The organism is Edaphobacter sp. (assembly GCF_028283685.1).
In the GTDB taxonomy this organism is placed as follows: Bacteria; Acidobacteriota; Terriglobia; order Terriglobales; family Acidobacteriaceae; genus Edaphobacter.
Genome location: NZ_JAPWKF010000007.1, coordinates 206,101 through 227,077 on the forward strand (window position 1 = coordinate 206,101; position 20,977 = coordinate 227,077).

Consider the following 20,977-nt stretch of genomic DNA (forward strand, 5'->3'; position numbering starts at 1 on the left):
CAACTGTGCCACAATGACAGAGGCATACCGATGAAGCAATTGAACCCAGTACCCAGCAGACGAGCGTTCCTTCGCATTGCAGGCGCAGCAGCAGCCACCGCCGGCATCCCCAGCACCGCAAAAGCCCAGGCGACACAATCGACAGTCGAAGTTCCCCCCGTTCAAGCCCCGTGGGACATGTCGAAAGGCAGGCCATCTCCCGCTGAGCGGCGGTTCACCAGCAGTGCCGTGGAAGAGTTTCTTGCCGAGCGCAGCAAGCGAATCGCTGATCCTGAACTGGCTACCCTCTTCAACAACTGCTACCCCAACACGCTCGACACGACCGTGGAGCCGGGCACATTCGAAGGCAAACCCGATACGGCCGTTCTGACCGGCGACATTCAGGCGATGTGGCTACGCGATTCCTCAGCGCAGATTTGGCCGTATCTTCCTCTGGCAAAGAAAGATCGCAAGTTGCGCGATCTCCTCGAAGGAGTCATCCGCCGGCAAGCCCGCTGCATCCTGATCGATCCCTACGCCAACGCGTTTATGGCCGATCTAAATGCCCCGGCCTTGTCCTGGAGCATGAAGGATAAGACTGAACTGAAGCAGGGCGTCGGCGAACGCAAGTGGGAGGTCGACTCCCTGTGCTATCCGATCCGCCTTGCACACGGCTACTGGAAGATGACCGGCGACACCGGCCCCTTCGATAGCCGATGGCTGCAGGCAATGAAACTGATCGTCGCCACCTTCCGCACGCAGCAGAGGAAGAATGGCGAAGGCCCCTACAGCTTCCGCCGCATCTCGGATACGACGACGGAGACCCTTCCCGCCGGAGGGTTTGGCAATCCCGTGAAGCCGGTAGGCCTGATCGCGTCCGGCTTCCGTCCGTCGGACGATGCCTGCATCTTCCCCTTCCTGGTGCCGTCAAACCTCTTTGCCGTAGCGTCCCTGCGACAGCTATCAACGATGGCTCATGAGATTGCACACGATGAGGCACTGGCAAACGACGCCGCAGCCCTCGCGACCGAAGTGGAGCAGGCGTTGAAGCAACACGCCATTGCGACCACTCCCCAGGGAACAATCTGGGCCTACGAGATCGATGGCTTCGGCAGCCAGGTGCTGATGGACGACGCCAATGTGCCCAGCCTGCTGGGACTTCCCTACCTGGAGAGTTCGTTGGATGCAGCGCTCTACCAGCGCACACGCGCCTTCTGCTGGAGCGAACGGAACCCGTGGTTCTTCCGCGGCACAGCTGGGGAAGGCATCGGAGGGCCACACATCGGCAAAAACATGATCTGGCCGATGTCGCAGATCATCTACGCCTTCACCAGCACGAGCGACGATGAGATCCGCCGCTCGATCATCATGCTGAAAGGCTCGGCGAAGGGCTTCGGCTTCATGCACGAGAGCTACTTCAAAGATGACCCGAGTAAGTTCACCCGCGCATGGTTCGCATGGGCCAATACGCTCTTCGGCGAGCTGCTGGGCGAGGTAGCCGCTTCACGTCCTGGCTTGCTGAAGCCCTAGCCCTTACGCGCTCTCCAGAGTGCTCCCTGCAGCGGATCGACGACGCCGGGGAGCACCTTGAGATCGGGCAACTCCGCTCGAAGAACCTCGACGATGCCATCACGAACCTCGGCAACATGCTCGAGGATGCTGCCGGTGAAGGCTAGCTCAGGGAGCCAGCCTGTCCGTGTGTCGGCACGGCGCAGACGGTCAATGACAAGCCTCGCAAGATGCGCAAGCTCTTCGGCCTCGCGACGTAGAACTCCCTTCGCCACGGCGTCACCCTTCGCTGCGCACTCCACGACTACCGGGGCTAGCTTGGTGACATCAGGCGAGGGAATCTGGTTGGCATAGCCGACCAGCTCCATGTAGTCCGCCAGTCCCCAGAGTTTTAGAATCCCGGGCAGCAGGGCTGTCTCACGCTCTTCATCCATGGCAAGGAAGGTATCGCGCAGCGCCTGCTGTCCGATGCGTGCCCCCGATCCCTGGTCGGCCAGTGCGGGTCCCCAACCGCCAGCTGTGGTCAACTCGCCAGCCGAAGTACGGCCGGCCACGTTCGAACCTGTTCCAGCCATGACGAGGACGCCGGGGCCACCGAAGAACGCGGCATCAAGGGCGATCTCCACATCGCCAACCAGAATCAATTCGCCGCCGACGCGCGTAGAGAAGGCCTCGCGAATCCAGTCCGTTACCAATGGAACAGTGACGCCCGCGGCTCCCACGCAGCTGCGAGAGACATTCCGCATGGAAATCCCGCTAACGGCTTCGATCTCCGCCAGTGCCTTTTCAAGATTTTCAAGTGCAGATGTCGCATCCGTGCGCATCCGCTTGATCGTTCCGCTGCGAACACGCGCCAACTCGTTGCTCTCGTCCGCCAGGACATACTCTGTCTTCGTGCCGCCTACATCCAATGCCAGATAAAACGCCAAACCAGTTCTCCGCTACCAGACTCTACATTTTGAAGATCACGTTCCATCCTACCTATTCCTCAAGCAGTATTCCTGCGGGCGAGGACAAAATGGCGTACTCTCCAATGCCATTATCATCGCAGGATGACGCTAAAGCCGATCGTCGTCGCAGGAAGCTTGAATCTTGATGTTGTCGTCACCACAGAACGTATCCCCCTTGAAGGGGAGACGGTGCTAGGCGAAAGCTATGAGGAACTGCTTGGCGGGAAGGGCGCCAACCAGGCGGTGGGGGCCGCAAAGCTGGGAGCTACGGTTGCGATGATTGGCCGGGTTGGAGATGACAGCTACGGCGTGCGGCTATTGGAAGGACTCAAGCAGGCAGGGGTCAATGCATCTGGCGTCTCCCCGGTCAAAGGGCCATCGGGCATCGCCCTGATCACCCGCGCACAGAGCGGAGCCAATAGCATCGTCGTCATCGGCGGAGCGAATCAGGCACTCGATGAGACGAGCATCGAATCTGCAGCGGAAGCCATCCGCACCGCCTCGGTTCTTTTGCTTCAGTTGGAGATCCCATTGCCTTCGGTACTTCGTGCGGCGCGTATTGCCGCCGATGCGGGCGTTCCGGTAATGCTTGATCCTGCCCCGGCACAGGATCTTCCACCTGGATTGCTGCAGGAGGTTACATGGCTGACTCCAAACGAGACCGAAGCGGCCACGCTCCTGCACTCGACGGAGGAACTCTCCCTTGAAGCAACCGCAGACCGGCTTCTCTCCATGGGAGCCAGGAATGTGGCACTCAAGCTCGGCGAGCGTGGCGTTTTTCTGAAGGGGCAAGACTGTACTTCTTCGGTTCACCTCGCCGCCATTGCGGTCGAAGCAGTCGATACGACAGCCGCGGGAGACTGCTTCAATGCAGCGTTCGCTACGCAACTGGCGCAGGGCAAACAGCCTGCGGATGCAGCGCGCTATGCTAACGCAGCCGCCGCCATCGCAGTGACCCGTTACGGAGCACAGAACTCCATGCCAACGGCCAGTGAAGTTGAGGATCTCTTGAAAAGGAGCTCGGCTTAGAAGTTGAAGGCCAATCCGGCCTGCACCATGCGCGGTGCCTGTGCCAGAAAGAGCGTCCGCCCATCCTTGGACAGAATCGGCCGATACCCCTGCTCCAGAAGGTTCGTCATGTCGACGGTAGCCTCAAGACCTGCAGGAAGCAGGCCGCCACAGCGGATCGGCTGACGGATGAAGAAGCTGAGATACGCCTGATCACTGAAGGCCGCATAAGGATTGACCGCAGTGACCAGCGCCTCAGGCTGCCAGCGATAGGAGGCCCTGACCTGGGTTCCGCTGTGGATCACGCGCCCCTTGATTGCCACCGTAGCCGACTGCGAAGCCTTCGGCTTCAGGGTCGATGCGAGGGAAGTCATCTGCACCGCGCCATTGCCGGCAGGAGCAGATAGCCCTGCACCTGTGCTGTACTCGACCGCCACCCACAGTGCTTGCGTGATGGGCTCGGTCAGCATCAGGTTCACTCCCTGCGCGTGATAGCCCGAACCCATCATACGGAAGGTGTCTGTCGTCGTATCCGTAATCAGGCCGATCGTCTGTATTCCCTGCGCGTCTCCGTTCAGATCCGCGACGGCAAGGCGTCCCGAACCCGACAAGGCAACGTTGCTGAGATTGTCTTTGTAGTAAGACGCCTGGACCATGCCTCTCCCTGTCTTACGCGACACGGAGAATTCCTGATGCAGGCCACGCTCCAGCTGCATCTTGCCCTGCTGCAGGACGGCGACAGGAAGCTCCAACTCAACCGAATCGAGTCCCTCGAATGACTGGAGATCGCGAGAGGTCGCCATTCGATAGCCGGCACGCCAGTTGCTGCCGGGATGCGCCGTGATCCGGAGAAATGGGCGCGATGCCATCCCATAAGCCGGTCCATGCACAACATAGACAGTTCCACCGGCCTCGAGATCGACCGTATCGCCGAGGGAGGTCTTTTGCACTGACGCCATCTCGGCGGTATCGAATCCTGAGCTTCCGCCGCTGCTCAGCATCTCGGGATGCGATTGATAGCTGACGACTGTGCGGCCAGCTCCCGCGAATCCCAGGCGGCGCTGATATCCGACCGCAAGCGACGTGGACGGAGCCCGAACAGCTGGGCCGGACATGGTTCCAACATCTATCCGCAGACGCATATCGGAGCCATCCGGCAGGGCTCGATCCATCTGGAAGACATTATGGATGCCGCCCGCGCCAAAGCCGCCATCGCCTGACGTTACGGAGGCACGTGCCTTGTCGGGAGTCCGCGTGTGCTCGGCAGCACTCGACGAGATCATCACCGGGTCGCCGTTTTCATCGAAAATACGCAGGATGGGACGATTTGCAGCAGAGCGCAGCGTCCATTTCCAGTCATCGCTGGGCTCGTCAGCCTTTCGGCGTTCCGCTGGTAGCCATGATGTGGCATCGAAGATGGCATTCATCGTCAGGTTGACGATGGTTCGCTTGCCGGACCGCAGCTGAAGATTACGCTGCGTAGACGGCACGAAGAGCGCGCCGGAAGCCCTGACCTCGTATTTTCCGGGAAGAAGATTGGCGATAAGGTAGCGGCCGTGCAGGTCGGTGAGCGCGGTTCCGACCATGACGGAGTCGGCTCCCAGAACCTGAACCAAGGCCCCCATCTGCACAACACCCTGGGTATCGCGCACAATCCCTGTGACCGTGGCCGGAGTTCCGGCCCAGCCGGTCGCAGCTGCCATCAGCAGCATAACGATCGCGATCTTCACCTGGTTTCGCTGCACGGTCTTAGGCACCTTGGCGTCGACGGCTGCTCCTAAAAGTTAACGCGTCCGCAAAAATAGGGTGCGCGTTGAGAGGTCGCGCCACGCAACCAGTTATCGCCATGTAGTCTGCGTAACTGTCTTGCCTGCTCCAGCACTCCAGCAAAAACACTTCAGTCAATAACGAAGGGCGCAGATTCTGCGATCTGCTGCTTCGAGATCCCGTCATCAACCTTGATCGAGATCTGATACTTGCCCGGATCCAGACTGCCCAGCGGCATTGACCGCTCGAGCGTAACCTGATCGGCGTTTGGGTTCGTCTTCGAGGTGAGCTCTTCGGTCTGAAGAATCGTCTTGTTCGTCGTCATATCCGTCACGACGTACTCGATCTTTGCATCATTCTTCTTGCTCTTCTCGTCGATACCGAGGTTATACACCTGCATCCAGAAGTTCAAGTTCTGGTTGCGATGGAAGGTCACCGGCTGCATTCCACCGGAGGAGACACGCGGACGGATGCGGGTGTTTCCAATCACGAAGTTGCCGGCACCGATGTCCTTGGAAGGCACGCGCTCCATCTGGTCCGCCAGGATCAGCGATGAAGCCGCGAGGCGGTCATCGTCGTACTTGGGAACATTGATGCTGCGATGCCAGGTTCCGATGTGATCGGGGTTATTGACGTCCTTGATCACGATATCGACCTTGTATAGACCCGGGCGCAGCGGAACCGACTTCCAGTAGACCGAAGCGTTGTTCTGTGTACGGCCCAGAAGGTCGCTGGGGACCTGAACATTCACCGTATCCTCGAAGGTCTGGATGGGGCGATTGGTCAGATTGGAGACGCGGCCAAGGATATTGACCGTTCCTGTCGCCACGCCGTCCTTGTTCTGGAAGGTAATGTCGCGGTTGCGAATCTGCAGTGTAATGGGAATCAGGATCGTGTCGTTGGTGACCTTGACGTAGTCCGTACGCACATCGAAAAGGAACGGAGGGCCGGTCAGAATTTTCGAGCTGACCATGTAGCTCTCAAGGTCCTTGAACTTGATCTCGGGAGCCGCCATCAGCTTGGCGTAGGTGTTCAGGCGATCGAACTGCTTGGACTGGTTCATCGCGGACATGGGCCCATTGCCAAGCTGTTCAAGTCCGCCGCCCGAAAAGCGGTCCTTCTTATCGGACTGTCCCATCTGCTCGTACATCGTCAGACCGGCGCCTGGAACCATCTTCAACGCGTCCTTCTCAGAGCGGTCGATGGTCATGTGGTAGTCGCCGCACATGCAGGTGTCGACAAACTCGATATCGATGTTGTCGCCAATACCCTGCAGATAGCGATAGTGCCAGACCTCGAACGGATAGGTGGAGGTATTTCCGCCGCCTTCGTCCATCGGGCGCTGATAGTTGCCGCCGCTGGGGTGTGAATCGATCGAGTCCGCCTTGCCATAGGCGATGTAGATGTGGCCGCGGTCCGTCTTCCAGCCCGGCTTGCCAGCGGCAAAGTGCTCGTTGGCGTATGCGATGCGGCGATAGTGCTCGTCGCGAAATTCGTTATCAGGAGAGTCCGGGTTGGGATTGCGACGCAGCCAGAAATTTTCGATGAAGGTATCACGCTCTTCATCGTTGGCAAGGCTCTTGAAGGCCTGCATCTCCTGGTCGGTGATGATCCAGCGCACGTCCTCGTCCAGCCACTTCTTGTAGACGCCCTTCAACTCCTGGCGGAGGGCCTTCTGCTGGGCGAACTTTTCCTTATCGCTCGGCTGACGCTTGAGCGGATCGGGCTTTTCTTCAACTGACTGTTTCTGGGTCACGCCATCCGTGGTCGTGGACTGGGCCTGCACTGCCTTACCACCGAACAGGGCAAGCGATAGAAACGTCGTACCAAGGACAAGATGACGAGACGGGATCATGGTGCTAAGACACTCCTGATGCAATCTATATTGTAGTGCGCAGGTACGCCACCGTACAAGATGGAAGATTTCTCCTTCCGCCTGCTATCATTCGTGCCACAACGCCAGTATTGAATAGACGTTAGCCTTTTCGCAGATGTTAGCCAGTCCGTCAGGCTATCTGCACGAGAGACAGGTAGCTGGCACGACACCGGCAGGGTGCATGATTACGGAACCAGACGTCACAGGAATCCGTATCTATGCCCAGCCTTTAAATGAAACACGCGGCGTGTGCCTATCCGGGAAGGGCCGCCGCCTAGAGGGCTAAATCAAGCAAGGCCCGCACAAAGCAGTGCAAAGATAACTCCAGATGAGCAAAAAGAAAATCATACTGATCACTGTCGCAGTCATCGTTCTGGCTGGAATCGTCATCGGCACCATCATGCACAGCCAGGGCTCCGTTACCAAGGTCGCAACCGGAAAGGCCGTTCGGCAGGATCTCGTCTCCATCGTGAACGGAACCGGCCAGATTAAACCCAAGACCTACGTCAACGTGGGAGCCACAGCCTTCGGGCGCATCACCAAGCTGAACGTCAAAGAAGGCGATCACGTAAAGCAGGGCCAGCTTGTGGCTACGGTGGAGAGCGAACAGCCCGCCTCGGCCGTCCAGGCCCAGCACGCCACCATCGCTGCGTCCAAAACCGACGTTGACTCCTACGTCGCCGCCGAACGGACAGCCGAGGCCAATGTGGAACAGGCCAAGGCCGATCTCGAGCAGAAGAAGTTCGACTTCGGCCGCGCTCGCGCACTTTATGACGAAAAGCTGATCGCCAAGCAGGACTTCGACGCCAAGAAAGCTGCCTTCGACGTCTCAGATGCCACTCTGCAACAGCGCATTGCGGCCGTAGCACAGGCAAAGGCGCAGACAGCGTCCGCTCGCGGCCACGTGGATCAGGCAGTCGCGACGCTACGAGGCAACGACTACTCCCTCGGCCTCACACAGAGCCGCGCCCCGTTTGACGCCCTTGTTACGAACGTCCCGGTACGCGAAGGCGAGACCGTCGTCGTCGGCATCCAGAACGCCGAGGGCTCTACGCTGATGACTCTTGCCGATATGAGCGTCATCACGGCTGAGGTTAAAGTGGACGAGACGGACATCGTCAACGTGCGGCTCAACCAGCCGGCAGACGTGACCATCGATGCCCTTCCCGGCCGCGTCTTCAGAGGACATGTCACCGAGGTTGGGGATCAGGCGCTTCTTCGCACTACGGGTCTCGCCACCAGCCAATCCACCACAGGCACCGAAGAGGCCAAGGATTTTAAGGTTGTCGTTACGCTCGACGAGACCTCGGATGACCTCAAACCCGGCCTTTCAGCGACGGCAAAGATCACGACGGCGCACGAGAAGGATGTCCTGACGATTCCCATCCAGTCCCTCGTGCAGCGCGTGCCCGAGGCTGAAAAAGAGCTGGCGGCAAACGATGGCAAGCCGTCCGCAACAAACATCGTTGCAGCCAGCGGCGCGGCTCCTGCCAAAGGGCCATCGGTGCAGGGTGTTTATCTGCTTCAACAGCAGAAGAAGAAGGTGCGTGTGGTGTTTGTCCCGATTAAGACCGGGATCACGGGCGCGACCGACATTCAGGTTCTCGGCGGGCTGAAACCGGGAGATGAGATCGTCATCGGCCGCTACAAAGTTCTGCGCGCCCTTAAAAGCGGAATTACGGTGAAACGGGACAATACTCCGGAGACAGAGACAGACAAATCCTGACGGGCTATTTCCAGCGGAACCGATCGGCAGTTTCAGGCGTATTGCCTGAAGAAACGTACTATTCTTGTAAGCGAACGGACCGGAGAACCGGATGGCTATCGATACAGCAGTGGAAACGAGAATCGCCCGCGCAACAGGACCGCAGGCAGGCGAGGTCATCGTTACCGATAACCTCTGGAAGACCTATGAGATGGGCGACCAGGAGGTCCATGCCCTGCGCGGCGTAAACCTTCGTATTCGTCACAATGAGTACGTTGCCATCATGGGTCCGTCAGGATCGGGAAAGTCGACGCTGATGAACCTGATCGGCTGCCTCGACTCGCCGTCCCAGGGAAAGTACTGGCTCAACGGGCATGACGTCTCCGAGCTGAACGACGACGAACTGGCCCGCATCCGCAACAAGGAGATTGGCTTCGTCTTCCAGACGTTCAATCTGCTGGCGCGCGCCACGGCACTGCACAATGTGGAGCTTCCGTTGATCTATAACGGCACCCCGGCTGGAGAGCGCGAGGAACGTGCAAAATCTGCGCTCGAAAGCGTTGGCCTGGGAACCCGCATGCTGCACAAGCCAAATGAGTTATCTGGAGGTCAGCGCCAGCGCGTGGCCATCGCCAGGGCGCTGATCAACAATCCCTCGATTATCCTTGCGGACGAGCCCACGGGAAACCTCGATTCGAAGACTGGTGACGAGATTATGGCCCTGTTCGACGAACTCCACTCCAAGGGCAATACGATCGTTCTGGTCACCCATGAGCCCGACATCGCGGAATTTGCAGATCGTATCGTCACTATCCGGGACGGCGTTATTGCCAGCGATCAGGCCTCCGGTCGGATTCGTAATCAATAGAGCACCTTACAGGTTTCAACGGATTTGCATCCGATCAGCGGGTTTCTGCCGTCTAAGATGGAATCATGGCCTTATTTTGCGGTCGTCTGAAAGCTGCGTCTCTTGCATTATCTGTATTTTTTCTCGGGTCCGCCGCTGCACTTGCGGACGGCCCGGCGCGTTTTGACCTAACGGGCCCACGCGTTGATGTCCGTGTGACCCGGAACGGCAAGACGCTGCCGATCGCTTCGGTCCCCAACCTTCAGCCCGGCGATAAGCTTTGGCTCTTTGCCGACCTGCCGCGCACCCAGTCGGTCCATTACCTGCTCGTCTCGGTATTTCTGAGGGGAACCACCAATCCTCCCCCGGAGACCTGGTTTACCAAGATCGAGACCTGGAACAAGAAGGTTCGCGAAGAGGGCGTTACCATCACGGTTCCCGATGAGGCCCAGCAGGCGATCCTCTTCCTGGCGCCGGAGACAGGTGGAGACTATACAACGCTTCGCTCCGCGGTCCAGGGACGGCCAGGCATCTTCGTTCGCGCCTCGCAGGATCTCTCCGAGGCAGGTTTTGAGCAGCAGCGAATTGAGAAATACCTCGACCTGATCAAGGATGTGCCTCCAGACGATGCCAAGGCCCTTCAAGAGCACTCCACACTACTGTCTCGCACGCTCAATCTAAAACCCAACGCGGATTGTTTCAAGAAACCGGCCGACCAGCAGTTCAGCTGCCTTACGCAGACAGGCAGCCAGACGCTGCTTGACGACGGCCACGGGCAGACCGTTGCTTCTCTGCTCTCGAATGGATCAGCCTCAGACTTCATCAATCAGGCCTCCTATACGGGGATGGCTGGTGCCGGCATGTACTCCGCCTATGTTGGAGCCGTCGTCGACCTGATCCGTCTGACCAGTAATCTGCACACGGCGCAATACCAATACATTCCTGCCATCGCCTTCCCGCAGCAGGAGCAGATGAATCTGCGACTGAACACGCCGCCCTCGTTTCATAATCCAAAGTCGGTTATCGTTATCGGTCTTCCGGCCATTCAGAAGGCGGTTCCTCCGCCACTGCGTGCATCCGATCCCAAACACATCACCTGCCTGCTGGAGCCGAGGGTGGCTGTTCCGGTAGAAGGCGCTCCACTGGTCTTCTCCACGGCCTTTGCCCATGACCTCTACCTGCATGTAACAGGTGGCTCGCCGCGGCCGGATATTCCGCTCGTGGCAGATGCTTACAAAGGTGGCCTCGTTATTGCTCCGGAAAAGGGACGCAAACTGCTGCCAACACCGGGCGCGGAACCAATGGCTCCTCCGGTCTCTGGAAAGGACGACTCCGGCACCTCAAAATCGCCCAGCGATCCAACCGCGCCTCACACCCCGGTCTCAGGAACCATCGTCGGCTATTGGGGCTTTGATCAGTTCACCGGTCCGACACTTCCCTTGCAGGACTTCAATGGTACGGGCTGGAAGCTCTCTTCGGATGGCCCGCTGATCGCGGGCCGCGACAACCATCTGACACTGGTCTCCACTGGCACGGCCTGCATCGAAAAGATCTCCGTAGAGCGTCCGTCAGGCCGCATTATCGATGTTCAGTGGAAGCCATCGGAAAAGGGTGCCAGCGTTGTGGACGTGACCCTCTCGCTCAAGTCCATCGACCCAGGCTCCCTGCATCTCGACGTGCACCAGTACGGCTCGGATGCGGTATCCTCCGTGTCCGCGCAGACCTTTTCTGAACCAGCCCAACTGAACGCACTGGCGCTGCACGCTGGAGACACGACTGCCCTGCTCAACGGCACCAGCCTCGATCAGGTCAAACAGCTCACGATCGACAATCTCGCCTTCCACCCAGTGGGCGATCCAGCTGCAGCGGAACACGGGCAGACGCTGACGCTGACAGCAGCCCCCTCGGACCAGGCTCCGAAGATGCAGGCAGGCGATCATCTGATCGGTCACGTTTCCCTCCGTGACGGACGCACTCTGACACTTCCCATTACCGTTGCTCCGCCACGCCCCACCGTCACCCTGCTCAACAAGAGCATCGGCAAGGGTGGTAACTCGCCGATCCATCTGGCCAACGCAGACGATCTTCCCATCGATCAGAAACTCACCTTCGCGCTCCGTTCGCAGAACGCCTTTCCGCGTGACTCGAAGATTGAGATCGCCTCGCCGGACGATGCCCTGCACACCACGCTCAGTGTCTCGTCCGGTAGCCTGATCCTGCAGAACTCGCACACGATCCTGGGTACGCTCGATCCACTCAAGAGCTTCGGGACCTCCGGCTTCGGTCCGTTGCGTCTGAGACCCGTGTCCCCGGACGGCACCGCTGGGGACTGGATTCCGCTGGCGACGCTGGTGCGCCTGCCATCACTGGACAACATTCACTGCCCCAGCGATCCCTCCGCAGGATGCACGCTTACCGGGTCGAGCCTTTACCTGGTTGATGCAGTCGCGATCGACTCGGCATTCACGACTCCTGTCGACGTGCCCGAAGGCTTTGTCGGCAATACAATCAATCTGCCTCGTCCACCCAAATCGGGTTTCTATCTGAAATTGCGGGATGAACCAGAGTCGTCCAACCTGGTAAACCTTCCGGTTCAGATTCAGCGCGGAACGCAACCTGCCCCAACTCCTGCTCCAGCCGTAGCGGCTCCGCCTCCTGCCGCGACGCCTGCCCCGGAAACTCCGTCCACCGTGCCGGCGGCATCGACGCCTCCTCCACAACAGCAGTCCCCTGCTCCGCAGGCACACTAAGCCGTTCGATTTTATGAATCAACAAGAAGAGGCTCCCACGATGGGAGCCTCTTCTTGTTGATTCCTCTGCTTCGGTTCGCGCTTAGACGCCGACCTTTCCTTCCAACCGCTGCCTGACCTTGCTGTGCTTCACGCTATAGCTGAAGTAGACAACAAGACCGATGGCCAACCATACGATCAGGCGCGCCCAGTTCAGCCAGCCTAGCTTGATCATCATGTAGCCGTTGAACAGGATGCCCATGACCGGAATGAACGGAACCCACGGCGTACGGAAGGGACGTTCTTTGTCAGGCTCGGTCCGGCGAAGAACGATGATGGCAATGCAGACAATAACGAAGGCCAACAACGTTCCAATATTGACCATCTTTCCGATGTCGTCGATCGGCGTGACCGAACCGACGATCCCGGCCAGGGTGCCGACCAGGAAGGTGTTCTTGAACGGAGTGCGGAAGCGCGGGTGGACCTCGGCGAAGAACTTCTTCGGCAGCAGGCCATCGCTGGCCATGGCGTAGAGAACTCGAGTCTGGCCAAGCAACATGACCAGCATCACGCTGGTCAGTCCGGCAAGGGCTCCGACCACGATGATGTCACTCGCCCAGTTCAAGCCGCGGTCAAGAAAGGCGCGGGCAATAGGCGCTTCGATGTTGACCGACTGCCACGGCACCATGCCGGTGAGAACCGCCGCCACGCCGATGTACAGCAGCGTGCAGACCGTCAGCGAGGCGATCATGCCGATCGGCAGATCGCGCTGCGGATTCTTGGCCTCCTGCGCCGTCGTCGACACGGCGTCGAATCCGATATACGCAAAGAAGATGTAGGCCGCTCCGGCACCGATGCCGCTCAAGCCAAAGGGAGCGAAGGTCGACCAGTTGTTTCCCCAGTTTCCGGGATGGACGTACTTGGCTCCGAGACCAAGTACGAAGAGGACGACGGCCACCTTGACGACGACGATCGTGGAGTTGAACTTCGCCGACTCCTTGATCCCGATCGCCAGAATCGTCGTGATGACGAGGGCGATCAAAAGAGCTGGAAGATTGAACCCGATCTCACGGCCGAAGAGCACCGGCGCTCCCAGTAAGGTGTGCGCTCGCGCAACCATGTCCGCTGTTGGTGCGGCAACGATCGCCGCCATCTGCTTGATGTACTCCTGCGATCCAGGTGCGAGCGAGGCATAATTCGCAGACATCACATCGCGAGCGACGAACTCCGTCGCTTTCCGCATACCGGTCCAGTGATCGTAGGCCAGCCACAGCGGGAACTTGACGTGGAAGACCTCTAATAGCTCAACGAAGTTATTCGACCAGCCGGAGCTTACGGTGCTGGCTCCCATGGCGTATTCAAGCGTCAGGTCCCAACCGATGATCCATGCGATCAGTTCGCCAAGGGTGGCGTAGGCATAGGTATACGCCGATCCGGCCAGGGGAATCATCGCGGCAAACTCTGCATAGCAGAGACCCGCAAAGGCACAGCCCAGGCCGCTCAGCACGAAGGAAAGCATCAGGCCGGGACCAGCGTAGTGCGCTCCCAGACCCGCCAGGACAAAGATACCGGCACCAATGACAGCACCGACTCCCAGGGCCGTTAGCTGAAACGGCCCAAGGGCTCGCTCCAGAGTATGTTCGCCCTCGGCATGCGCCTCCTCCATGAGGACATCCATCGTTTTTGTTGCAAATAGCTTCGACATGTTCCCAGTCTCTCCTTTGCGCGTCTACGTACCGGCCGTCTCTGTCGATGCGACAGGAACGACGCCGCGACGCCTCCATACCAGATACACCGGAACACCGAGCAGAACGAGGATCAGGCCGGGCCACGTATATTGAGGCTTGTATCGCAATAGTACAAGACAAATGAATGAGGCCATAACGATGTAAAGACCCGGCAGAACAGGGTATCCAAATGCCCTGTAAGGTCTTGCAGCGTCAGGCTTTGTTCGCCTCAAAACAAACAGGCCGATGATCGTCAGGATGTAGAAGACCAGGACCGCGAAGATCACGTAATCCAGCAATTGACCGTAGCTGCCGGAGATGCATAACAGGCAGGTCCATGCCCACTGCACCCATAGCGAATTGACTGGGGTCTTCGACTTTTCACTGAGCGTTCCAACCGATTTGAAGAACAGTCCATCCCGGCTCATCGCATAGTAGACGCGCGCCCCGGCGAGGATCATGCCGTTGGCGCAGCCAAAGGTAGAGATCAGAATGGCAACAGCCATCAGCCTGGCGCCATAACCGGTGAACGCCCGCTCCATGACGGCCGTGGCAACACGATCCTCCTGCGCATACTGGATACCTCGGGCAAGGACCGTCGTACCATGAGGATCGCCGGCCATGGGCAGAACACTCAGGTAGACGAAGTTGCAGAGGATGTAGAGCAGAAGAACGACGCCGGTGCCAATCGTGAGAGAAAGCGGCAAGTTGCGCTTCGGGTTCCTGATCTCTCCTGCCGTGAAGGTTACGTTGTTCCAGGCATCGGCGCTGAAGAGGGAGCCGACCTGCACGACGGCGATCAGGGTAAGGATGCCGACCATCTCCGTGCCGCCCGGCTGCGAGGGATGCAGCGCATGCCATCCCGAACCTGCCCAGAAGTTCTTCCAGCCAGCGCCGAAGTTTGCGGCGATCGCCTGCGGATCGCGAACGACGATTCCGACGAACACGACTGCAGCCAGAGCCAGAACCTTGGCCGAAGTGAAGAGGTTCTGAATCGCAGCGCCCATCTTTACGCCACGGGTGTTAAGGACCGTAAGCAGTGTGATGATCGCGATCGCGGCCAGGTTCGCCGTGTTGATCCCAAGATCCATGTTGCCAAGGACCATCGGCCCCACATGCCATGCCGGGACGCGGGCGATATGCCAGATCCAGTTTGTCGTACCGATCGAGGGGAAAAAGATGCCGAGAAACTTTCCAAATCCGACGCCCACCGCGGCGATGGTTCCGGTCTGGATGACGAGGAAGAGCGTCCATCCATACAGAAAACCCCAGAGAGGGCCGAGCGACTCACGCAGGTAGACGTACTGACCACCCGCTTTAGGCATCATCGCTGCCAGTTCGCCATAGCTGAGCGCTCCGATGATCGTCATCACGGCAGTGACCAGCCATGCCGCAATCAAAAGTGCCGGCGACTGCAGCGTGCGGGACATCTCGGCGGAGACGATAAAGATGCCCGACCCGATCATCGACCCCATGACGATGGCGGTCGCAGAAAAGAGGCCCATGCCCTGGATAAACTGCGGCTGCTGCGGGATCCCCACAAGTTTCTCTTCTGAAGTTTTCACGTTGAAGTCTGTTCTACCGTAAATGACGGCGATTGTCTCGCCTACGACGCAAATGTATCAGGTCCGCATCGCAGTCACGGCGAAGTAGCGAAACCTCTCGGAAGCCCAGAACGGCGAGGGCCACTCCGCAATCGAACGCATCATGTACGACCGCTCGGCAACTTTATTTCCCGCGGCGCGAGCGGTCAGGCAAGCCTTGAAGGCCTGGTAGCTAAGGATGCGCCGCCGCCAGATCGCGCGACGCAGGCCGCTTTGTCCGGCAAGCAGCGTATCGTCGAGCATCTTCATAAAGTCGCCGAACATATGATCGGCATCGCCGCTCAAGCCGCCGGCGCTGGAGACGTAATCGGTCAACGGCTCGGGGCAGATACAAAACGAACCAAACTTGATGAGCCGGAACCAGAGATTCCAGTCTTCGCTGCCGCGCAATCTCTCGTCATAGCCATGGTCAAGCTTCTCCAGTGCGCTTCTCCTCAGCAGAACCGAAGATGGTGGAACTCCCGGATTGCACCAGCGGAAGGTCTCATTCAGATTTGAAGGAACGACCGGATCGAGGTCAGCAAGCAACTCTTCGGTCTCACTAACCACCCGCAACCCCGTGTAGTTGCCGATTGCCTGAGGGCTGGCAGAGAGAACGCGAAGCTGCTCCGCGATCTTGTCAAGCTCCCACCAGTCATCGGCATCCAGAAATGCGATGTACTCTCCGGTTGCGATGCGCAGGCCTGCGTTGCGTGCTTTGGCTGGGCCACCGTTCTGCTGTTCGATCAGGGTGACTCGCCCAGCGAACTCCTCTGAGAGAATTTGGCGGGTAGCATCCTTCGAGCCATCGTCGATGACGATGATCTGGCTCACGGCATAGGTCTGCTTGAGGGCGCTATCGATCGAACGCCGGATGAATCGCTCTGCGTTATACGCCGGGATGATGACGGTTACCGATCCCGCGCCGAGCGACTCGGCCTCAAAGACTGCCATCCATCTCTCTTTCCATAGCTGGAATTGATGCGCCTTGCCGAGGATAGCAAATGGCCGCTTGGATCAGGCAGAGATCTCTTCCATAAATCGTGCGACCATCTCACCGGGGGTGGCGTCGTTGCGGATCAGCGCGCTGATCACGGCAACCGAATCGGCACCCGCCTCGATGACTGCCCGAGCATTTTCAACCGCGATACCGCCGATAGCCACCAGTGGACGCGAGGTCAGCAGACGGGCGCTCCGGACACCTTCCAGACCGACGACAGGCTCTGCATCAGCCTTGGTACTGGTCGCAAAGACCGGTCCGATGGCAATGTAATCAGCTCCCGCGACGTCTGCCTCCGCGACCTGCTGATCGATATGCGTGGAGCAGCCGATAAGACCCTCCGGCGGAAGCACCACACGAGCATCGCCAATCTTCGTGTCGCCCTGACCGACGTGAACCGCGTTCCAGTCGGAGAGCATCGCCAGCACGGGATCGTCGTTCAGGATCAGAGTGCTTTCGATGCCGCGGAAGAGATCCGCGATGATGCGGGCATTTCTCAGGATCTCCTCCTGGCTGCCCGTCTTGTCGCGATATTGCAGCAGGGTCACTCCGGCATCGCGCAGCTCGGCCACATAGTGATCGAGTGCGATACCCCGTGATCGCAGCGTCTCCGCATCAACGATCGGATAAAGACGAGGCAGGCTCAGGGAACCCGGTGGTACTCGACCTCGAAGAGCTTGTCCCACGTCGCCCCCTTGTTGATGGTGGTGAAGAGTGCCCAGGTGTAATGATCCATGTCGATGCGGTGGACCTTGGTCTGAAAGTGCAGTTCGATACCGTTGACCAGCGTCATGACGATGTCATAAAGCTGATCGTCTGCATGAGGCATGACCGTTCCACGAATCGACTCTCCGCTCGGGGTAACGTACCAGAAGGTGATGGTCTTCTTCGCAGGGTCGTATGCGTACATTCCAGCGTAGACCGGCTGCCCGTCGACGCTGGTCTCCATAGCCATCATCCGGCCATCAAGCTGCGGTGTAAACCGCGTCAGCACCCGGGAAGCTTTTCCATTTCCGGGCGGCTTCGCGTCCGCAACCCAGCTCCCTGCCATCCATGCGATCGATTCAAGAGGAGAAGGCGTCTCAGCATTCTGCGAAGTCTGGGGCATCGGAAGCTGTGCGACAGCCGTCACGACAGGCACGGCCAGCACAGCGATACAGAGCAACCGGACAACATTCCGCCGCACGAACGCTCTCATCCGTCTCGAGCCCCTCAGGCTTCTTTTTGCCGTTCCAGGAACCGCTCCATGAACTTCGTGTCGAACTTACCGGAGCGGAACTCCTCATCGGCGAAGATCTTCTGGTGCAGCGGAATCGTCGTATGAATGCCCTGCACCACAAACTGGCTGAGAGCACGCTGCATGCGATTCATTGCCTCTTCGCGATCCTTGCCGTGGCAGATCAGCTTGGCGATCATCGAGTCGTAGTAGGGCGGCACGATGCCTTCGGAGTACTGGGCCGTATCGACACGAACGCCATTGCCTCCCGGTACGTTGAACGCCGTAATCTTGCCAGCGCTGGGGGTGAACTTCTCCGGGTGCTCGGCGTTGATGCGGCACTCGATGGCATGGCCGCGAATCTCAACGGGGCTGGTCACGATCGAGTTCAGCTTTTCGCCCGCGGCGATGCGCAACTGCGCCTTCACCAGATCGATGCCGGTGACCATCTCGGTGACACAGTGCTCCACCTGAATGCGGGTGTTCATCTCGATGAAGTAGATCTTGCCGTCTTCATCCATCAGGAACTCGATGGTTCCGGCGTTCCAGTAGCCGATATTCTCGAGCGACTTCTTGATCGTCTTGCCCAGCTCCTCGCGCAGCTTCGGCGTGATCTGAAGGCTCGGAGCCTCTTCGATCAGCTTCTGGTGGCGGCGCTGAATCGAACACTCGCGCTCACCCAGCGACATCACGTTGCCGTGCTCGTCAGCCAGCACCTGGAACTCGATGTGGCGCGGCCGCTCGATGAACTTCTCCATGTACAGATCGCCGTTGCCGAACGCCGCAGCCGCCTCCGTCGAAGCCTGGTTGTAAAGCCCCGGAAGTTCTGCCGCATTGCGGCAGATACGCATGCCGCGACCGCCACCACCGGCAACCGCCTTGAGGATCACCGGATAGCCAACACTCTTGGCCCACTCCAACGCCTCACCTTCGCTAGCGATGATGCCATCCGATCCCGGAAGGATCGGCACCTTGGCCTTCTTCATCGTCTGCCGCGCCGTGGACTTCTCGCCCATCATGCGCGTCACCTCGGGAGGAGGCCCGATGAATTTGATGTTCGACGCGCGGCATACCTCGGCGAAGTTGGCGTTTTCGCTCAACAAGCCATAGCCCGGATGGATGGCGTCCACATCGGCGATCTCGGCCGCAGAGATGACCGCAGGCACGTTGAGGTAGCTCTCCGCCGAACGTGGCGGCCCGATGCAGATGGCCTCATCGGCAAACTTCACGTGCAGCGAGTTTCTATCGGCCTCGCTGTACACGGCAACCGTACGGATGCCCATCTCCTTACAGGCGCTGATCACGCGCAGCGCGATCTCCCCACGATTTGCAATCAATACCTTACGAAACATAGATCCCTGATGCCTTCCGTCGATTTGCGTGTGAGTGATTACCGCGGGCGGATCGCAAACAGCGGCTGGCCATACTCGACCGGCTGACCGCTGACGCCGATACGCTTGACGACCTCACCAGCGACATCGGACTCGATCTCGTTCATCAGCTTCATGGCCTCCACGATGCAGAGCACCTGGCCAACCTCAACCTGATCGCCGATCTGCACAAACGCGGATGCTCCCGGTGCAGGCGACTCGTAGAAGGTGCCAACGATGGGAGACTTCACCTCGTGCAGCTTCTCTTCTGCCTGCGCCGGCGCGGCCGCGGTGTGGGCTGCAGCTGCAGCCACGGGAGCCGCTCCTGCGGCCGGAGCCGAGGCCATCAGGCGGCTCAGTTGAGCCAGGTCAAAACTGCTCGCCGCCGCTGCCGGATCACCGGCAAACTTGATCCTCACCTTCAGATCGGCCTGTTCCATGTCGAACTCGGCGATCTCGTTCGCCTTCAGAAATTCGACCAGTTCTCGCAGCTCCTGCATCTTTGATCCGTCCATCGTCTCTCCTGTGCCTGTTGCCGGCACTCCTCTGTTCTTACAGCTCAATCCATGCTTTGACGCTGGGCGTAAGCACTTCGCCGCCCGTGGCCGTCACCAGCACCATATCCTCGATCCTCAGACCGAACTTTCCGGGCATGTAAACACCCGGTTCGATCGTGATCACCATTCCAGCCTCCAACTTCTGCGTTTGTTTCGCAGCTAGTCTTGGCCCCTCGTGAATCTCCAGCCCTACGCCGTGCCCGGTAGAGTGCGTAAAGAACTGGTCCAGCCCGGCGCGCCGCAGAACGCCTCTGGCGGCCTCATCGATCTCGCCCGCAGTGACGCCCGGTGCGACCGCCGAAACGGCGGCCTTTTGCGCTTCCAAAACCGCATCATACACTTCCCGCTCGCCTTCAAGTGCGCGTCCGAGGTGCACGGTGCGGGTCATATCACTCATATAGCCGTCGACCACAACGCCGAAGTCCATGGTGACAAAACCTCTCTTTGGCAGCTTTGCCTCGCTGGCCCGGCCGTGGGGGAGGGCGCTTCGCTCCCCGGAGGCCACAATCGTCTCAAAAGACATGGCTTCCGCCCCAGCCAGACGCGCCCGATATTCCAATTGCCGCGGCGACCTGAAACTCCTTCAGTCCGGCCTGAAGAAACTCGAGCATTCCGTCGAAGAGGCTGCAGCCCAAAAGTGCCGACTTGCGAATCCTGGCGATCTCGTCAGCGTCCTTGACCTCGCGCAAACGCGCCACAATCGGCTCAACGGCGGAAAACATTCCACGACGCTGCTTTGCCGGGACCGCTTTCTGCATCGATTCCAGCGCGGAGACGGTGGTATGAGAAGCATCGAAGCCGCAACGCGAGACTCCAGCCTCCACCAGCCACTCGCAGGCAGCGGACAGCACTGGTTTTGTCGCAATAATGACGCGAGTGCCGACAGCTTCTGCCTTGGCCTGAACGGTATAACGACCATCGGTCAACAGCACAGCCCTGCCACCGGAGAAGGCCAGAACGGCGTTGGAGCCAGTAAATCCTGAGAGATACCGGACGTCCGGCAGATGGGTAATCAGCAACCCATCCATCCCGGCTGCCTTCGCTGCGCGAGCCGCTTTCCTCTTCCGTACGTCAAAGTTCATCCCTTTGATTCTACTCAAGCAAGGCCCTCTGTGCGGCAAGGAGATTGAGCATCTGACCCGTTATCATGGACT

General features: G+C 59.1%; 17 protein-coding genes. 5 read left to right on the forward strand and 12 right to left on the reverse strand.

Annotated elements, in window-relative coordinates:
- Positions 1-30 precede the first annotated feature (30 nt).
- Positions 31-1,509 (forward strand): glycoside hydrolase family 125 protein, encoded by a 1,479-nt coding sequence (locus PW789_RS11685; protein ID WP_299376293.1) that lies wholly within the window; start codon positions 31-33, stop codon positions 1,507-1,509.
- Here PW789_RS11685 and PW789_RS11690 read toward each other — a convergent pair.
- A complete protein-coding gene (locus tag PW789_RS11690; RefSeq protein ID WP_299376296.1) occupies positions 1,506-2,417 on the reverse strand; it encodes an N-acetylglucosamine kinase in 912 nt (303 codons plus the stop codon). The genes PW789_RS11685 and PW789_RS11690 overlap by 4 nt on opposite strands.
- A 123-nt stretch (positions 2,418-2,540) precedes the next feature.
- Here PW789_RS11690 and rbsK point away from each other — a divergent pair, with 123 nt between their 5' ends.
- Positions 2,541-3,467: a ribokinase gene (rbsK, locus tag PW789_RS11695; RefSeq protein ID WP_299376301.1), complete on the forward strand. Its 927-nt coding sequence runs from the start codon at positions 2,541-2,543 to the stop codon at positions 3,465-3,467.
- Here rbsK and PW789_RS11700 read toward each other — a convergent pair.
- Together PW789_RS11700 and PW789_RS11705 are read right to left on the reverse strand one after the other, a co-directional pair.
- Positions 3,464-5,203, reverse strand: coding sequence for a carboxypeptidase-like regulatory domain-containing protein (locus PW789_RS11700; RefSeq protein ID WP_299376310.1), 1,740 nt, complete (start codon positions 5,201-5,203; stop codon positions 3,464-3,466). The genes rbsK and PW789_RS11700 overlap by 4 nt on opposite strands.
- A 140-nt stretch (positions 5,204-5,343) precedes the next feature.
- Positions 5,344-7,068, reverse strand: a complete 1,725-nt coding sequence (locus PW789_RS11705; protein WP_299376315.1) for a GWxTD domain-containing protein — start codon at positions 7,066-7,068, stop codon at positions 5,344-5,346.
- A gap of 349 nt (positions 7,069-7,417) precedes the next feature.
- On the opposite strand from PW789_RS11705, the gene PW789_RS11710 reads away from it, so the two are divergent.
- From PW789_RS11710 to PW789_RS11720, 3 genes are all read left to right on the forward strand, one after another.
- A complete protein-coding gene (locus PW789_RS11710) occupies positions 7,418-8,815 on the forward strand; it encodes an efflux RND transporter periplasmic adaptor subunit (protein ID WP_299376319.1) in 1,398 nt (465 codons plus the stop codon).
- A gap of 91 nt (positions 8,816-8,906) precedes the next feature.
- A complete protein-coding gene (locus PW789_RS11715; RefSeq protein ID WP_299376323.1) occupies positions 8,907-9,662 on the forward strand; it encodes an ABC transporter ATP-binding protein in 756 nt (251 codons plus the stop codon).
- 194 nt (positions 9,663-9,856) lie between these two features.
- Positions 9,857-12,391, forward strand: a complete 2,535-nt coding sequence (locus tag PW789_RS11720) for a hypothetical protein (protein ID WP_299376327.1) — start codon at positions 9,857-9,859, stop codon at positions 12,389-12,391.
- Positions 12,392-12,473: 82 nt separating this feature from the next.
- Here PW789_RS11720 and PW789_RS11725 read toward each other — a convergent pair whose 3' ends face one another.
- The 9 genes from PW789_RS11725 to PW789_RS11765 all read right to left on the reverse strand — a co-directional run bounded on the left by PW789_RS11725 (position 12,474) and on the right by PW789_RS11765 (position 20,905).
- Positions 12,474-14,075, reverse strand: a complete 1,602-nt coding sequence (locus PW789_RS11725) for an amino acid permease (protein WP_299376331.1) — start codon at positions 14,073-14,075, stop codon at positions 12,474-12,476.
- A gap of 24 nt (positions 14,076-14,099) precedes the next feature.
- A complete protein-coding gene (locus tag PW789_RS11730) occupies positions 14,100-15,602 on the reverse strand; it encodes an APC family permease (protein ID WP_299377853.1) in 1,503 nt (500 codons plus the stop codon).
- A gap of 117 nt (positions 15,603-15,719) precedes the next feature.
- Entirely contained in the window at positions 15,720-16,634 is a 915-nt protein-coding gene (locus PW789_RS11735; RefSeq protein ID WP_299376336.1) for a glycosyltransferase family A protein, read from the reverse strand.
- A gap of 63 nt (positions 16,635-16,697) precedes the next feature.
- Complete coding sequence (thiE, locus tag PW789_RS11740; RefSeq protein WP_299376339.1) at positions 16,698-17,366, reverse strand: thiamine phosphate synthase; 669 nt, start codon at positions 17,364-17,366, stop codon at positions 16,698-16,700.
- Complete coding sequence (locus tag PW789_RS11745) at positions 17,324-17,866, reverse strand: hypothetical protein (RefSeq protein ID WP_299376344.1); 543 nt, start codon at positions 17,864-17,866, stop codon at positions 17,324-17,326. Before PW789_RS11745 ends, thiE begins: the two co-directional genes overlap by 43 nt.
- Before the next feature lie 26 nt (positions 17,867-17,892).
- Entirely contained in the window at positions 17,893-19,248 is a 1,356-nt protein-coding gene (gene accC, locus PW789_RS11750) for an acetyl-CoA carboxylase biotin carboxylase subunit (RefSeq protein ID WP_299376351.1), read from the reverse strand.
- A 38-nt stretch (positions 19,249-19,286) separates the two neighbouring features.
- Positions 19,287-19,781, reverse strand: coding sequence for an acetyl-CoA carboxylase biotin carboxyl carrier protein (accB, locus tag PW789_RS11755; RefSeq protein WP_299376355.1), 495 nt, complete (start codon positions 19,779-19,781; stop codon positions 19,287-19,289).
- A 37-nt stretch (positions 19,782-19,818) separates the two neighbouring features.
- Positions 19,819-20,346 (reverse strand): M24 family metallopeptidase, encoded by a 528-nt coding sequence (locus PW789_RS11760; RefSeq protein WP_299376362.1) that lies wholly within the window; start codon positions 20,344-20,346, stop codon positions 19,819-19,821.
- Entirely contained in the window at positions 20,336-20,905 is a 570-nt protein-coding gene (locus tag PW789_RS11765; protein WP_299376365.1) for an aminopeptidase P family N-terminal domain-containing protein, read from the reverse strand. Before PW789_RS11765 ends, PW789_RS11760 begins: the two co-directional genes overlap by 11 nt.
- Between the last annotated feature and the right edge of the window lie 72 nt (positions 20,906-20,977).

Coding starts and splice junctions, on each gene's coding strand:
- accC (WP_299376351.1), bottom strand. CDS start 19,248: ATGTTTCGTAAGGTATTGATTGCAAATCGTGGGGAGATCGCGCTGCGC.
- PW789_RS11730 (WP_299377853.1), bottom strand. CDS start 15,602: ATGGGCCTCTTTTCTGCGACCGCCATCGTCATGGGGTCGATGATCGGG.
- PW789_RS11765 (WP_299376365.1), bottom strand. CDS start 20,905: ATGAACTTTGACGTACGGAAGAGGAAAGCGGCTCGCGCAGCGAAGGCA.
- PW789_RS11760 (WP_299376362.1), bottom strand. CDS start 20,346: ATGTCTTTTGAGACGATTGTGGCCTCCGGGGAGCGAAGCGCCCTCCCC.
- PW789_RS11710 (WP_299376319.1), top strand. CDS start 7,418: ATGAGCAAAAAGAAAATCATACTGATCACTGTCGCAGTCATCGTTCTG.
- PW789_RS11685 (WP_299376293.1), top strand. CDS start 31: ATGAAGCAATTGAACCCAGTACCCAGCAGACGAGCGTTCCTTCGCATT.
- accB (WP_299376355.1), bottom strand. CDS start 19,781: ATGGACGGATCAAAGATGCAGGAGCTGCGAGAACTGGTCGAATTTCTG.
- PW789_RS11715 (WP_299376323.1), top strand. CDS start 8,907: ATGGCTATCGATACAGCAGTGGAAACGAGAATCGCCCGCGCAACAGGA.
- PW789_RS11725 (WP_299376331.1), bottom strand. CDS start 14,075: ATGTCGAAGCTATTTGCAACAAAAACGATGGATGTCCTCATGGAGGAG.
- PW789_RS11705 (WP_299376315.1), bottom strand. CDS start 7,068: ATGATCCCGTCTCGTCATCTTGTCCTTGGTACGACGTTTCTATCGCTT.
- PW789_RS11735 (WP_299376336.1), bottom strand. CDS start 16,634: ATGGCAGTCTTTGAGGCCGAGTCGCTCGGCGCGGGATCGGTAACCGTC.
- rbsK (WP_299376301.1), top strand. CDS start 2,541: ATGACGCTAAAGCCGATCGTCGTCGCAGGAAGCTTGAATCTTGATGTT.